Origin of the sequence: Nocardia sp. CA-129566 (assembly GCF_050956075.1) — a bacterium.
Lineage (GTDB): Bacteria > Actinomycetota > Actinomycetes > Mycobacteriales > Mycobacteriaceae > Nocardia.
This window is the reverse complement of sequence record NZ_CP192085.1, coordinates 91,683-106,137: the sequence shown is the minus strand read 5'-3', so window position 1 is coordinate 106,137 and position 14,455 is coordinate 91,683. Positions and strand designations below refer to the sequence as shown.

Below are 14,455 nucleotides of genomic sequence, written 5' to 3'. Positions count from 1 at the left end.
CACCGACCACTGGCTCGGGTCTGTTTGGCCCAAAGGCGCGGTCCTGCTCGAGTGGAACGGTCAGCGCCAGCTGACGCGCTGATCGCCAAGGGACTGAACCCGTTTCCGGGGTCGAGGTTGTCTGTGCGAAAACCCGGGCGCAGTATCCGCGGATAGCGGCGCGCGACCGAATGCGGCGTCGCAACCGGCGGCCCCTCGGTCACCACGAGTTGGTCGCCTGGTCGGTCGCCGGAAGGCAGTTCGACGAAGCACGCCCGTCGTGATGGTCACGGGATGCTCCGGACCGGCCGCGGCGAGCGTGGTACCGGCATCCACGGCGTTTGCTCATCGCTTCCGGCAGTCGCACCGCAGTCAGCAGTACATGCGATCGGTCGACGGTACGCATCCACGCGGAGGAGCGATTGTTCAGCAGGCGCCGCAGTCGGCGGGACGCATGCGCATCCCTGGAACGGAGCGAAATCCCCTCGCGGTGAGCGGGCCTAGGCGCATGTGGCTGGACCGATGCGGCCGAATGGTGCGGGAATTCTCAGGATCCCGGCGATGGGAACGGTTGCGGACAAATCGAGCGTGACTTAGCTTAGGATAACCTAATTGAGACGCCCGTCCTGGAGGAATGCATGCCGAACCCGACCGTCGCACCGTCTACCGCCGAGCGGGTTCGGAGTGCGTGCGCCCATGCGGAGCAGGCGGTGCTGGCAATGCCGGGCACCGATCCGACGCCGATCTCGGTGCATCATCTGCGGCAGTGCGGTGATGCCGTGATCGCGGTGCCGACCGCCTCCATGGCCGCGGTGCTGGCCGGGAATTCGGGTGCGAGCGGCGCGCCTGCGGTGCTCGAGCTCACCGATCACGCGCCGCTGCCGCTGCGGGAACCGGTCCGGGCGCTGGTGTGGCTGCGCGGCTGGGTGCGGGCGGTGCCGACGCAGGCGCAGCGGGCGCTGGCCACCGAGGTCGCCAAGGATCACCCGCATCCCGACCTGCTGGATGTCGGGTACACCTCGACCCTGCTGCGGGTGGTGATCAATTCCGCGGTGGTGGCGGACTCCACCGGTGCCGAATCCGTCTGCGTCGAGGAACTCCGGTTGGCCCAACCGGATCCGTTCTGCGCCCTGGAATCCGCCTGGCTGCAGCATATGGACGCCGACCACGCCGATATCGTCGCCCAACTCGCCCGCCACCTGCCGCCCCGCCTGCAGCGTGGCACCGTCCACCCACTGGCCATCGACCGCTACGGACTCACCCTTCGCGTCGAAGGCCACGACGGCGACCACGACTTCCGCCTCCCCTTCAACACCCCCACCGATGACATCGAATCCCTGAGCCGCGCCGTCCGCACCCTCGCAGGCTGCCCCTTCCTCAACGGCCTGCGCCGCATCTGACCCGACCGGCGCGCCCTGCCAGTCCATGTCGACTGGCACCCACGAGCAAATCGATCACCCGCCGGCCAGCCGCGCAATCACGTCCCCGACCAGCGCCACCCGCATCCTCGCGCGCGACCCCTTCCCAATGTCCGCGCCACATCTGGCCCGTACCAGCGCAGCATGGCCAGAGCACGTCGACGGGTCCCCGAGCACAGCGATCAGCTGCCCGCGCGCGCAATCACCTCCCCAGCCCGCGCCCGTCCACACCCGCGCAGACTGCCCCTTCCTCGACGGTCTGCGCTGCACGCCGCCCGCACCCGCGCCGTTGAAATCGCCGCAAGGATGCGAACAGCAGAGCGTCGACTGCCCTTCCGCGGGCTCACTCCTGTGTGACTCGACCCAGTCGACCGGCACAACCAGCAATGCCGTCGACAACCATCAACAGCACTCCGGCCGGCCCGGCACAGCTCGCCACCATGGCCGTCCGGCAAGCACGGCCAGCAGCGCGACGCGACATGTGCATCACCCGTGCGGGAGGTATGGGCAATACATTCGGACGCATGCGTGGTGAGACCGGTCCCGATCGGGACGAGCCGGAGCTGAGCGATCGGGAGCGGCTGGGGATACGGCTCGAGATCCTGGTTGTCCTGGTCGTGACCTTTGGGTTGAGCGGGCTCAATGCGGCGTTGTCGCTGCTGGACAGTGCGTTGTCGCCGGGTGGTGTCGGCGGGCGGACCGTTGCGCTGAATCCCACGCGGGCGGCGCAGTCGACCATCGATCTGCTGTTTCAGCTGCTCAGCGCGTTGCGTTTGGGCGGATGGGCCGCGCTGGGGCTGTATCTGCTGTGGCGTAGCGGGCTCGGGCCGCGAATGATCGGGTTGGCCCGCGTTCATTGGCGTTCCGATGTGGTGCCGGGACTGGTGTTGGCGGCCGTGATCGGGTTGCCGGGGCTCGGGTTGTATCTGACCGCGCATGCGCTGGGGTTCAGCGTGACGATCGTGCCGAGTTCGCTCGGTGACCATTGGTGGCGGTTGCCGGCGCTGATTCTGTCCGCATGTGCGAATGCGGCGGCCGAGGAGATCGTGGTGGTGGCCTATCTCATCACCCAGCTGGGCAGGCTGGGGTGGTCGGAGAACCGCTCATTGCTGGCGTCGGCGCTGCTGCGTGGCAGTTATCACCTGTATCAGGGCCTGGGCGGCGGGCTCGGGAACCTGGTGATGGGGTTGATCTTCGGCCGGTTCTGGCAGCGCACCAACCGGCTGTGGCCGCTGGTGCTGGCCCACGCCACCATTGATGCGGTCGCCTATATCGGCTATACATTGCTGCGCGGTCACGTTTCCTGGTTGCCGTAACATACGCGGGTCCGGGCGGCGAATTATCGACGAGCGCTCATTCGAGCGAGCGAACCTTCGGCCGCTCGTCAAGCCCCCCGACGGCCCACGATCAGTAAAGTCAGAATGATGAACGGCGACGACCCCCACCGCTACGAGCGGACGCGGCGGGTGCCGCAACCCTTCGCAAACCCGGGTGCGCCGTCCAAGCCACCGCAGCGACGCGAACCGCACAACCCGGCTCCGGGCCGCGATCCGCACCACCAGCCCCCGGGTCGTCGCGAACCGCACCAACCCGGACACGACCCCGGGCGCGTCGAACGCACCAAGGTGATCCGACGCGACGGCTCGACCCACGCCCCACCACTGGCATATTCCCAGGTGCCGCCGGAGCCCGCCGCGACGCGGATGCCACCGCCGACCCGCAGGCCAGGGCCTACGCACGCGCCAACTCAGCAGCCGCAGCCGTTCCGCGACCCCCACCCCCGTGGTGTGCCCGGGTACGCACCGCCGCAGCAGCCGCAGCCGTATCGGGATCCGCAGCAGTTGCGCTCGCGCCGCGAGGTACCACCGCCGCCCCCGCCCTCATTGCCACCGTCGCGCCGGGAGCGCGAACCGCGTCCGCCCCGCCGCCGCCGCAAGCTGCACCTGTTCCGCTGGTTCCTCGTGCTGTTGGTGGTGTTGGTGCTCGCGGTGGTCGGCGCGATCGTCAAACTCGACGGTTCACTGAATCGGATCGACGCGCTCGCGAATTACACCGGCCGCATCGGCGATACTCCCGGCACCAACTGGCTGCTCGTCGGCTCCGACGGCCGGGCCGGGCTGACCTCCGAAGAGGAGCAGGCGCTGGCCACCGGCGGTGAGGTCGGGCCGGAGCGCACCGACACGATCATGCTGGTGCACATCCCGAAATCGGGTGCGACCACTCTGGTCAGCCTGCCTCGCGATTCCTACGTCAGCATTCCGGGCCACGGCAAGGACAAGCTCAACGCCGCCTTCGCCTTTGGCGGTGCGCCGCTGCTGGTGCAGACCGTCGAGACCGCCACCGGAGTGCGAATCGATCACTACGCGCAGATCGGCTTCGGCGGATTCGCTGGCATCGTCGACACGCTCGGCGGCATCGATATCTGCGTGCCGAAGGCCATCGACGATCCGCTCGCCGGCATCAATCTGCAGGCCGGGTGTCAGACGCTGGACGGCCCGCAGGCACTGGGTTTCGTGCGCAGTCGCGCGACCGCCCTCGCCGATATCGACCGGATGAACCACCAGCGCCTGTTCATGGCCGCCCTGCTGAAGAAGGTGACGAGCGCTGGCACGCTGGCCAACCCGTTCACACTGTGGCCGCTGGCCCGCGATACCGCGAAATCACTGAAGGTCGACAAGGGCGATCACATCTGGAATCTCGGCCAGCTCGGCTGGGCAATGCGCGGCGATACGGTGGCGACCACCGTTCCGATCGGCGGGTTCACCGATACCGACAGCGGAAACGTGCTGCTGTGGGATAAGCAGAAGGCGGGCCAATTCTTCGACGACATCGCCAAGGACCAAGCGATTCCGGAAGATCTGCTGACGAGGTAGCGTCGGGTCCATGCCCGACATCGACACCGACGCAGACCAGCCCTTCCCCGCGATGCTGCGCGACCAGGTCCGTCGTGGCTTGACCGCCGCGCAGCAGTATCTGGCCGCGGCCGTCTACTTCGATTCGAATCGCCTGCCGCAGTTGGCAAAACACAGCTACGGCAAGTCCGACGAGCACCGCTCGCACGCGCTGCGCATGGTGCAGCACCTGTTGGATCGCGATCTGGAGGTGCAGGTGGGCGGCCTCGATAACGTGCAACCCACCTTCGAATCGCCGCGTGGGGCCATCGTGTTCCTGTTGGAATCCGAGCGCGCCCGCAACGCGCAGATCTCCGAATTGGCCCGGACCGCCCGCGCCGCGGGCGACTATCTCGGCGAGCAGTTCATCCAGTGGTTCCTCAGGGAACAGGTGGAGGATGTCGCCGGGATGACCACGTTGCTGACGGTGATCGACCGTGCGGCGGGCGATCTGTTCGATGTCGAGGACTTCATCTCGCGCGAGCTGCGCACCACACCGCGCGCCGACATGACCGCACCAAAAATGGCGGGCGCGCGCCGAAATTAATTAGGCAACACTAGCCTCAATAAGGCTGCACTTGGATGACACGCGGACTGACCAGCGCTAATGTCGCAACTATGTCCAGCCATCCGGAGTCCCCCCGCAGCAAATTCCACGGCCTGCTCCACGACCAGATCCGGCATGAATTCAATGCCGAACATCAATACATCGCGATCGCGGTGTGGTTCGACAATGCGGATCTGCCACAGCTGGCCAAGCGTTTCTATGCGCAGGCGGTCGAAGAGCGCAATCACGCAATGATGATCGTGCAGTACTTTCTCGATCGGGATATCAGCGTCGAACTTTCCGGTATCGACCCCGCGAAATCCCATTTCGAGAACGCCCGCGAACCGATCGCGCTGGCCCTCGCGCAGGAAAAGAATGTCACCGATCAGATCATCCAATTGGCGAGCACGGCCCGCGAAGAGGGCGATTACCTCGGTGAACAGTTCATGCAGTGGTTCCTGAAGGAGCAGGTGGAAGAGGTCGCCAATATGACAACCCTGCTCACCATCGCCGATCGCGCCGGGTCGAACCTGTTCGACCTGGAGGATTTCATTGCCCGCGAAATGAGCGGTCCGAGCGATACTTCCGGTGCTCCGTCCGCGGCGGGTGGCAGCATTTAGTCCGCGATTTTCGAAAGCGAAATCAGGGTCGGCCCGTCGCGACGAGCCGACCCTGTCGCTGTTATTGGAACGCGGGGCACGCAACCCCTGCTATCAGCAATACGCCTTACTTGGCACTCATGGTGCTGAGCAGTGTCTTGAGCAGCGTGAGAATGGCGTCCATGGTGTTCCCTACTTTCCTCATCATTCGGTGAGGCTGTCCCTCACCACCACCAGCTTTCGGTGATGCAGTGAACCTAACCGAGCTTGATTAGAAATGAGGGTGTTTCACAAAATTCTCTGTGATTTTTTCGAATCACCGAAGGGTGACCTGACGAGACCGCAGTCCGTCGCGGGAGCGACGCTCGTCCGCCGAGAGCGCAGCGGTATCGGCCAGCGCCGCCGCGAGTCGCTCACCGAACTCGATGGCCGGTTTGGTCCACTCGCTGGCATGCGATTCGGGGTCCAGATCGAAAACCGGCACCAGCAGGCCGTGCGTGCGGAACGAACCCGCGAAACGTGAACCTTCGCCGAGATGCAATCCGCCCGCGGCGTGCAGTCGGGCCAGCGCCAGCATCAGATCGTCCTCGTGCTCCGGACGAACCCAGCGCACATGCGCCTTCTCACCGGCGTCGACCCACCAGGCGGCGCCGATGGCATCCGGACCGAGATCCAGTCGCGCCGAGGGCATGATCGCCTGTTTGGCCTGTTCGATGCTCGCGGCGACCTGCGGATCGGGCTCTACGCCCTCGGGCACCCACCAGTCGAAGTCCTGGTGCACGGTCAGCTCCAGTGCCGCGTCGGCGTCGATCACATCGGCCAATCGCGGTCCGCCCGCGACACTTTCGGCCGCGGTCAGCGATTCGCCCGGTTCGGCGGACTGCGTCCACAGGATGGCGGCCGCGAGATCGGCGGCCGGATCCGCACCCTGGAACTGCATCTGCGCGGCGACGTACCCGGTCGGCGGCTCGCCCGCCCGCACCAGTCCGGCGACCGCACCCGGCAGCACCGTGGCCAGTACGACGGAACGCTCCGCCGCGATATCGGCCGATAGCTTCAGCGTCGCGGTCGCCGACGGCACGAACTCGCGCAGCGCCACGAGATCGCATTCGGCGGCCAGCCCCTGGAACGGGCGCGTGACGGCCTGCGCTGCCTGCTGTTCCTGGGCGGCCCGCCGCTCGGCGAGACGCTGGGCCCGGTTCCCTCCGGGCTTCGGACTATTGCGCTTGCTTTTACCCACGGCAGGTCAAACTACATGGTGCGGCTCGATATGTGCCGCGCGCCGCTCTGAGTCATTTGCAGCGCTACGCGCTGGGTGTTCGTGGCACCCGATCCCTCGACGACTCGGCTGCCATAGCTGGCCGTGACTTCGCGCGACAGAATCGATGGCCGTATCGTCGCCCGGCCGCGAACGATCGCTCGTAACAGTCGCCCCGCGGTGGCCGGGTTGCGACGAAAGACTATGCGGCCGAACCAATTCGACTCAGGCGGCCGCCAGCAGCGCCTTGGTGCGGGCCGGGTGGTTGGTGGCGACCCAGCTGACGCCGAGATCGGCGCACAGGCGCACATCGTCGGGATCGTCGACGGTCCAGCAGTAGGTGGCGCGGCCCGCCGCGGCGGCCTTGTCGACCAGGTCCGGATGCTCGCGCAGAGTTTTCACCGAGGGGCCGACAGCGGTGGCGCCGACCGTGGTCGCCGCACCGCCGCCCAGGTAGCGCGATGATTCGCCGAGTAGCACCGTCGGCAGCAGCGGGGCGGAACGGCGGATCCGCCAGACCGCGGTCGCCGCGAAGGACATGACGACCGCGCGGGAGTGATCGGCGGAGGCGGGAGTGGCGATGCCGAAGCGCTGGAGTTCGGCGAGCAGCTTGTTCTCCACCAGCGCGCCATAGCGCACCGGATGTTTGGTCTCGATGAACAGCTTGGTCGGCCTGCTGCGCCAATCGAGGACCAGCTCGATCAATTCGCTGAGGGTGAGCACCGAAGCCGGTTCGCCCGCCGCACCGAAGTCGAGGCCCTTGAGCTCGTCGAGGGTCAACTCGCTGACCAGTCCGGTGCCCGATGAGGTCCGGTCGACGGTGCGGTCGTGCACGCAGACCAGGTGCCCGTCCCTGGTCAACCGGACATCACACTCCACGCCATCGGCGCCCTCCTGTAGGGCCAGCTCGTAAGCGGCGAGCGTATGTTCCGGGCGCGCCGCCGAGGCTCCCCGGTGCGCGACGACGAACGGTGCGCGACTGCCCTGGCTCACTTGGCCAAAACCTCCTCGTGCTCACGGTGCGGTGTAGTTGTCTCGGGCGCGTCCACCGGCTCGCCGGCTGGCTCTTTCACGGCGCCCCCCGGCTGCACGGGTTCGATCACCGGCACCACAGGGTCGACCGCCATCACCCACCGGCGCGCGATCCTGGTGCGGCCGAACAGATCACGACCGGTGATCGACCGCTGCACCCAGAGGGTGAGCACCGCGACCCCCGCGGCGACGAGATCGGTGAACGCGGTGAACAGCACACCATCCGCCTTGGCCTGCAGGGAATCCGCGGTCCGCCACAGCAGCGCCGCCACCGTACACACCGCGCCGAGCAGCCATCCGAGCCACCAGATGCGCACGGCCCGCAGCGCACGAGGGTCGGCGCGCACGGTGACCAGCTCGGTGAGAAAAACGCCGGGCCACAACAGATTCACCACCGGAATCAGACAGCCGAGCGCGAGCATTCGGACCGACCGCGGGTCACGCCGTCCGGCCTCGGCAAAGGCGGTTCGACGCGTCTCGATCAACCAGCCGAGCATGGCGAGCGCGCAGACCAATCCGAGTACCAGGCCGACCAGTGCGGACAGCCACACCATCACATCGGAGAAGTGCAGCAGTAGCGACGGGATCAAGCGGGTGCGATTGCGCAGCAGAATCAGGTAGCGTCCGAGTTCCGCGCAGGCGGCGATCGCGAATACCGCCGCGGTGGCGATGAGTAGCGCACCGGACCGCTTCGTCAACCGGTCCAACGGCCGCTGGACCTCGTCGGCGGTTTCGACCGGCGGATCCAGCAGACCCCAGCGCGGAATCTGCTGATAGCGCGGAGTTTCCAAAGACGGCCGCGGTCTGCTCGAGCTCGGCCTGCGGGTGCGCTGATCGGGGCGGCGCGCCACCCACCGGTAATTACGCCGCTCGGCGGGGGCATCGATGGGCGCCGGTGACAACAGCACGCCGCGGCAGCGCGGGCACCAGTGCATCGGGGTCGTCTGCACGGCCCAGCGCGCGCCACAGCGCGCACAAGGTTGTACCACCGTACTCATGGCGCCCCTTACTCTCTCGCCTCAGTAGATCTTCGCCTGGTGATCGCCGTCCGCGATCAGCGGACGGCCCGCCCGCTGCCAAGCCACCATGCCACCGCTGACGTTGATCGCCTCATATCCGATGTACGTCAAGTACTTGACCACCTCGAAGGACCGACCGCCCTGGCGGCAGACCACATACAGCTGGGCGTCGTAATCCAGCTCGTCCACCCGTGCGGGCACATCGACCATCGGGATGTGGATCGCTCCCGGTGCGTGTCCCAGGTCCCATTCGTCGTCTTCGCGCACATCGAGCAGAATCAGCCGCGGCGCGTCCGCGGCGACACGCTCGGTCTGATCGAATTCGCCCGGCACGGCTTCCACCGGCACCGACGACACTTCGGGGCTCGTCACGCTTCGATCCTGCCATGGGTGGCGCACCGCGGGGGAGTTCCGGGCCCGCTGCGCGGGGGATGGGTTGGTACTTCACGGCCTCGACATCGGCACGTTACCTCAGGTATGTTCTGTGCTTCCGGATCCGGTCCACCGCCCCGCTCCGGGGTCGCTTGTGCATATCTCGGTCGAAGTTATCCACATAATCCACAACTTGATCCACAGGCCCCAGCTATCGAACAGCACACGATTCACAGCCTTTGGCTATCAAGGAAATGCCTGGAGAATTCGATCTACGACGGATGATGCGATCTGTCATCGGATCGTTGACGTCATCGACCCAGGTTGCTGACAATCCGTCGACGAATCTTCCGAGCGACTCGATGGCCAGCGCCGGCGGTACGAACGACCGATCCGAGACTCCCCTCCTTGCCATCCCGGAGCGGTCATTCGCCGCAGCTTCGGGAACTGAGGCCGTGCAGGTCCCGATACCTACTTGGACGCCGCTCATCGCCGATCGGTTCCGTAGAAACGAGAACACCGGCGAAAGACTGAAATACCGGGTTCCCGTAGGTGATGTCGGTAGCCTGGATGCATGGACGTGAGCAGGGGGCTTCTCGACGGAATGGATACGACCGAACTCAACACCGCACTCTCCGAGGCCGCATGCCTAGGCCTGCAGGTCGATACCGAAAACGCGGAGCTGAGTCTGGATCTGGAGGTTTTGACGCTGCCGGTCGAGGGACCCGCACCGCAGGACTATCGCGTGACGTTGACGTTTACCGGGGTCAGCCGGGTCGCGGCGTCGCTGCGCACCCAGCATTGGGACGATCTGGCCCCCACGGTGCTGCCGCTGCAACTGGACGGCCTGGACAAGGCGATCCGCAGCTTCGGCGGCGGACGGCTGCACGGCTGGGAATTCATTGATCTGGACGACAGCGGCTGGGTGCACTGGAGTGAACTGCTCAGCTTCGACACCAAGATCGACTCGCACGCCTCCGCGCACGTGCTGGAGTTCTCCCAGGAGGAAGGCATCGATCCGCGCGAACTCGACGTACGAGTCTGGTTCGACGGCATGACGATTCACGACGCGAACGGCACCGAGATTGCGCTGCCGAAATTCATCGCGGGTGGGGTGCGCTGGTGGCAGGCGCATGACGCGGGCGATCCGCGGACCATGCGCCCCGGAATCGTGCCGCAGCTATAAGCATCGTCGAAATCGCCTACCGCACACCCGGTCACCGGGTGTGCGGTCTTATTTCAGGCCCCCGAACCGACCGGACAGCTGACACCGGTGGCATGCACCGGGCAATAGCCGCCCGGATTCTTCGCGAGGTACTGCTGGTGGTAGCTCTCGGCGTAGTAGAACCCGGGCAGCGCATGCCGCGGATCCGTCGCGCCCTGTCCGGGCAGATCGGTGATCTCGGTGGTGATTTCGCCGTAGCCCACTGCCGCGAGCCGCTCGCCGTAGACCTGCGCGGTGCTGTGCGCGAGCTGTGCCTGCGCCGGATCGACGGTGAAGATCGCCGAGCGGTATTGGGTGCCGCGGTCGTTGCCCTGTCGCATGCCCTGAGTCGGGTCGTGGTTCTCCCAGAATTGCCGCAGTACGGCGCCGTAGTCGATGACGGCCGGATCGAAGACGATCAGCACGGATTCGGTGTGGCCGGTTCGTCCGCTGCACACCTGTTTGTAGGTCGGGTTCGGCGTGTACCCGCCGACGTAGCCGACCGCGGTCGTGTACACCCCGTCGAGTCGCCAGAATTGCTGCTCCGCGCCCCAGAAGCAGCCCATCGCCAGCACCGCGACCTGCAGGTCTTCTGAAAATGGCGGATGGATCGGGTGACCGTTCACATAATGGGTAACTGGCACCGGGATTGGGTCGGGGCGTCCGGGCAAGGCCTGCTCCGGCGTAACCATGACCGGCTCGGGCAGACGGAAGCGTCCGACCAGTTCGTCGTACCACGACATGGTTCGATGCTAGTCCGCCTTCCCGAATCTTTTGGCCGACGAGTTTGGTACCCCATCACGTCGATACCGGACCGCCGGTGGGGTAGATGGCAGAGTTAGCCCATTCCCGACGAGTTACCCGGGTGCTCACGAAAATCGGTTGTTGCGAAGGCAACCGGAATGAGGGGGCACAGGGTGAGGTTGGAACCGTTCGGGTGTACGAATGATGGTTGGATGTGCTCGACGACGAGGGCGCACCCAGCCCGACATTAGGAAGGGACATCGTGGCTGAGTACACGTTGCCAGATCTGGATTACGACTACAGCGCCCTGGAGCCCCATATCTCCGGGCAGATCAACGAGATTCATCATTCCAAGCACCACGCTGCCTACGTCGCGGGCGTCAACGCGGCACTGGAGAAGCTCGAGGCCGCTCGCGAGGCGAGCGACCACGCCGCCATCTTCCTGAACGAGAAGAACCTGGCCTTCCACCTGGGCGGCCACGTCAACCACTCGATCTGGTGGAAGAACCTGTCCCCCAACGGTGGCGATAAGCCGGTCGGCGAGCTGGCCGCCGCGATCGACGACCAGTTCGGTTCGTTCGACAAGTTCCGCGCGCAGTTCACCGCCGCGGCCAACGGCCTGCAGGGCTCCGGCTGGGCGGTGCTCGGCTATGACACCCTCGGCCAGAAGCTGCTGACCTTCCAGCTCTACGACCAGCAGGCCAATGTGCCGCTCGGCATCATCCCGCTGCTGCAGGTCGACATGTGGGAGCACGCCTTCTACCTGCAGTACAAGAACGTCAAGGCGGACTACGTCACCGCGTTCTGGAACGTCGTCAACTGGGAAGACGTGCAGGAGCGCTTCGCCCGCGCCATCGGCCAGGCCAAGGGCCTCATCTTCGGCTGAATCAGCTCGCCTTCGGGCCCGCGAACCCCGCCAACCCGGCGGCGGTTCGCGGGCCCGATGTGTTTTCGGAGCTCTGGCACTCTTTGGTACTTGTGTGCCAGGTGAGTTCTGGCGCATTCTCGGGAATCCACAGTTCGAGGACGGGCAACGCCGCCCCCGGTTCCATGACGGGAGGCATCATGCATACGAATGGACCCATCGGCATCACGCCGTTCCATGCCCGCGGATCGCTGCGGGGGTTCGTCATATCCGGCCGGTGGCCCGATACCACCAAGGAATGGGCACAGGTTCTGGTGCTCGCCGTGCGAGTGGCGTCGTTTCCCGGATTGCTGACCACCTCGACCGTTTTCGGCGTGCGCGAGGAGCTACCGGATGATCCGGCGCCCGGCACTGTCGGCCTGGTCCTCGCCGAGGGGCCGGTGCTCGGTGAGCAGGCGCTGGCACCCGGCCGTTTCGCCGACCATGTGCCGGCAGCCCTGCTGATGCTGCATCCGCCCTCGGAGACCAGGCCGTCACTGCCGGAATGCGTGGGCGCGGCATCGGGCTGTGTGCTGCTGCCCGGCGTCCCCCACCTGGGACTCGAGCATCGCGCCGCATGGGCCGAGGCGGAATCCGACGGCACTGTCACCTCCCTGGTCAGCCGGGTCGGCTTGGACCCGATCAGCGATCCCGATACCGCGGTGCTGGCCATGCTGCTCGCCGCATAGGCGGCATCGGCTCCACTTGTGGAGATCCTGTGGCGGATCTGTCGAGATGTGGTGGGCTGCCGGGGATTACCGGTCCGTGGCCAGCCCCCGTCGGCATCATGGCAGCATGGATGTGCTCGATCGGGTTCGCCTCAACAGTTGGGAACCGGTGGTCCAGCCACGCGGCACCTTCGAACGCATGATGCTCGCACTGACCTGGTCCTGGGCGCCGATCCTCATTGCGGTCGTCTTCGTCGTCACCGCCATCGGGCATTTCGTGACCAAGGCGATCGCCGAAGCGGCGGTGGCGCATGCGCGCATCGGAATGCGCTGGATTCGCGGCGTCGCGGCGAGCGGAGCGTGATAAGGCCAACATCTCGCAACGCGATCCATTGAGCGCAATGAACAGTGTGCAGAAAGTGAACGGGCCGGTGATCCGGGCCGCCCGTGCCGATGACTATGACGCTATCGCAACCGTCATCGATGACTGGTGGGGGCGCTCGGTGTTATCGCACCTGCCGAGGTTGTTCCTCGATCATTTCCATCGAACCAGCCTGGTCGCGGAGATTCCGGTGACGCGGATGCGGGAACCGACCGATTGGCTGGCCGGATTCCTGATCGGCTTCCTCTCGCCGTCCGAACCCGATGAGGCCTACATCCATTTCGTCGGCGTCGATCCGCAGTCGCGCAAGAGCGGCCTGGCGCGCGAACTGTACGAGCGGTTCTTCGCGATCGCCCGGGCGAATGACCGGCGCATCGTGAAGGCGATCACCTCGCCCGGCAATGACGCGTCGATCGGCTTCCATCGGCACCTCGGATTCACCGTCACCGGCCCGGTGCGCGACTACAACGGACCGGGCCATCACCTGATCACCTTCGAACGCAAGATCTGATCCGCTTCGCGCGCAGCGAGATCCGCCCGTGTCGGTGGGTCTGCGGGGTGCGGCACGGTTAGCCTTGGACAGTCGAAAGGATCGTCAGCAGATGTCTGGAAACCCGCTTGCCGCCGCCGAACCCTGGGATCTCGTCGCCGACGGATACGCCGACTTCGGCCCCGCCATCATGGCGCCGTTCTCCGCGCACGCACTCGAACTCGCGGGGCTGTCGGCGGATTCGCATGTGGTGGATGTCGCGGCCGGGCCGGGCACACTGAGCCTGCCCGCCGCCGAACGGGTGGCTCGGGTGAGCGCCATCGACTTCTCCGAGCCGATGCTCCAGCGACTCGCCGAGGACGCGCGGGCTGCGGGGCTGACCAATATCGAGGTGAGCGTCGGCGATGGACAGGCGCTGCCCTTCGACGATGACCGATTCGACGCGGGCTTCTCGATGTTCGGGCTGATGTTCTTCCCGGATCGGGCCAAGGGGTTCGCCGAGTTGTTCCGGGTGCTGCGTCCCGGCGCCACCGCCGTGGTGTCGAGTTGGGCGCCGGTGGCCGAGTCGCCGCTCATGCGACTGATGTTCAGGGCATTCGCCGCCGCCGACCCATCCATCCAGGAACCCCAGCCCAACTTCCTCAACCTGGAGAATCCGGAGGTCTTCGCCACCGAGATGCAGAGCGCGGGCTTCGCCGGGGTGAGCATCCAACGGCACACCAGCGCACTCGCTTTCGCCAGCTCCGACGAGATGTGGGAGACCATGATGCGCAGCAGCGCGCCGCTGGTGCTGATGCGGCGCACGGTCGGGGAGCAGGTGTGGGCCGAACGAGCCGAGCTGATGCGCGCATACCTCGCCGAGAACTACCGCCCGAATGTGCCCCTGTCCACCACGGCATTCCTGGGCATCGGCCACAAACCGACGCCGTGACATGACGAACGCCCCGC

At 66.1% G+C, this 14,455-nt stretch carries 16 protein-coding genes; 11 read left to right on the top strand and 5 right to left on the bottom strand.

Annotated elements, in window-relative coordinates; all coding sequences use genetic code 11:
• The first annotated feature begins 617 nt into the window (after positions 1-617).
• The 5 genes from ACQP0C_RS00495 (at position 618) to ACQP0C_RS00475 (ending at position 5,455) form a co-directional block, all read left to right on the top strand.
• Positions 618-1,379 carry a DUF2470 domain-containing protein gene (locus tag ACQP0C_RS00495; protein ID WP_433729489.1) on the top strand — a complete coding sequence of 254 codons (762 nt, stop codon included), beginning with the start codon at positions 618-620 and terminating at the stop codon, positions 1,377-1,379.
• Between the two features lie 542 nt (positions 1,380-1,921).
• Positions 1,922-2,713, top strand: coding sequence for a CPBP family intramembrane glutamic endopeptidase (locus tag ACQP0C_RS00490; RefSeq protein WP_433729487.1), 792 nt, complete (start codon positions 1,922-1,924; stop codon positions 2,711-2,713).
• A 108-nt stretch (positions 2,714-2,821) separates the two neighbouring features.
• Positions 2,822-4,270 carry an LCP family protein gene (locus tag ACQP0C_RS00485; RefSeq protein ID WP_433729485.1) on the top strand — a complete coding sequence of 483 codons (1,449 nt, stop codon included), beginning with the start codon at positions 2,822-2,824 and terminating at the stop codon, positions 4,268-4,270.
• A gap of 10 nt (positions 4,271-4,280) precedes the next feature.
• On the top strand, positions 4,281-4,835 hold the full coding sequence (locus ACQP0C_RS00480; protein ID WP_433729483.1) for a ferritin: 555 nt from the start codon (positions 4,281-4,283) through the stop codon (positions 4,833-4,835).
• 71 nt (positions 4,836-4,906) lie between these two features.
• Positions 4,907-5,455, top strand: a complete 549-nt coding sequence (locus tag ACQP0C_RS00475; RefSeq protein ID WP_354958657.1) for a ferritin — start codon at positions 4,907-4,909, stop codon at positions 5,453-5,455.
• A gap of 295 nt (positions 5,456-5,750) precedes the next feature.
• On the opposite strand, the gene ACQP0C_RS00470 is transcribed toward ACQP0C_RS00475, so the two are convergent.
• The 4 genes from ACQP0C_RS00470 to ACQP0C_RS00455 all read right to left on the bottom strand — a co-directional run bounded on the left by ACQP0C_RS00470 (position 5,751) and on the right by ACQP0C_RS00455 (position 9,115).
• Entirely contained in the window at positions 5,751-6,674 is a 924-nt protein-coding gene (locus ACQP0C_RS00470; RefSeq protein ID WP_433729481.1) for a DUF5926 family protein, read from the bottom strand.
• A gap of 243 nt (positions 6,675-6,917) precedes the next feature.
• Positions 6,918-7,685: a glycerophosphodiester phosphodiesterase gene (locus ACQP0C_RS00465; RefSeq protein WP_354958655.1), complete on the bottom strand. Its 768-nt coding sequence runs from the start codon at positions 7,683-7,685 to the stop codon at positions 6,918-6,920.
• Positions 7,682-8,722: a DUF4328 domain-containing protein gene (locus ACQP0C_RS00460; protein ID WP_433729478.1), complete on the bottom strand. Its 1,041-nt coding sequence runs from the start codon at positions 8,720-8,722 to the stop codon at positions 7,682-7,684. Before ACQP0C_RS00460 ends, ACQP0C_RS00465 begins: the two co-directional genes overlap by 4 nt.
• Before the next feature lie 21 nt (positions 8,723-8,743).
• A complete protein-coding gene (locus ACQP0C_RS00455; protein WP_433729476.1) occupies positions 8,744-9,115 on the bottom strand; it encodes a rhodanese-like domain-containing protein in 372 nt (123 codons plus the stop codon).
• 574 nt (positions 9,116-9,689) lie between these two features.
• On the opposite strand from ACQP0C_RS00455, the gene ACQP0C_RS00450 reads away from it, so the two are divergent.
• The gene (locus ACQP0C_RS00450; protein WP_433729474.1) at positions 9,690-10,301 is read left to right on the top strand and encodes a hypothetical protein; all 612 of its coding nucleotides are present in this window, start codon (positions 9,690-9,692) and stop codon (positions 10,299-10,301) included.
• 53 nt (positions 10,302-10,354) lie between these two features.
• On the opposite strand, the gene msrA is transcribed toward ACQP0C_RS00450, so the two are convergent.
• A complete protein-coding gene (msrA, locus tag ACQP0C_RS00445) occupies positions 10,355-11,062 on the bottom strand; it encodes a peptide-methionine (S)-S-oxide reductase MsrA (RefSeq protein WP_433729472.1) in 708 nt (235 codons plus the stop codon).
• A 263-nt stretch (positions 11,063-11,325) separates the two neighbouring features.
• Here msrA and ACQP0C_RS00440 point away from each other — a divergent pair, with 263 nt between their 5' ends.
• The 5 genes from ACQP0C_RS00440 to ACQP0C_RS00420 all read left to right on the top strand — a co-directional run bounded on the left by ACQP0C_RS00440 (position 11,326) and on the right by ACQP0C_RS00420 (position 14,438).
• Complete coding sequence (locus tag ACQP0C_RS00440; RefSeq protein ID WP_433734812.1) at positions 11,326-11,949, top strand: superoxide dismutase; 624 nt, start codon at positions 11,326-11,328, stop codon at positions 11,947-11,949.
• A gap of 179 nt (positions 11,950-12,128) precedes the next feature.
• On the top strand, positions 12,129-12,656 hold the full coding sequence (locus ACQP0C_RS00435; RefSeq protein ID WP_354958651.1) for a peptidase: 528 nt from the start codon (positions 12,129-12,131) through the stop codon (positions 12,654-12,656).
• A 106-nt stretch (positions 12,657-12,762) separates the two neighbouring features.
• Positions 12,763-12,999: a hypothetical protein gene (locus tag ACQP0C_RS00430; protein ID WP_433729470.1), complete on the top strand. Its 237-nt coding sequence runs from the start codon at positions 12,763-12,765 to the stop codon at positions 12,997-12,999.
• A gap of 37 nt (positions 13,000-13,036) precedes the next feature.
• Positions 13,037-13,528, top strand: coding sequence for an N-acetyltransferase family protein (locus tag ACQP0C_RS00425; protein ID WP_433729468.1), 492 nt, complete (start codon positions 13,037-13,039; stop codon positions 13,526-13,528).
• Between the two features lie 91 nt (positions 13,529-13,619).
• Complete coding sequence (locus ACQP0C_RS00420) at positions 13,620-14,438, top strand: methyltransferase domain-containing protein (RefSeq protein ID WP_433729466.1); 819 nt, start codon at positions 13,620-13,622, stop codon at positions 14,436-14,438.
• Positions 14,439-14,455: the final 17 nt, after the last annotated feature.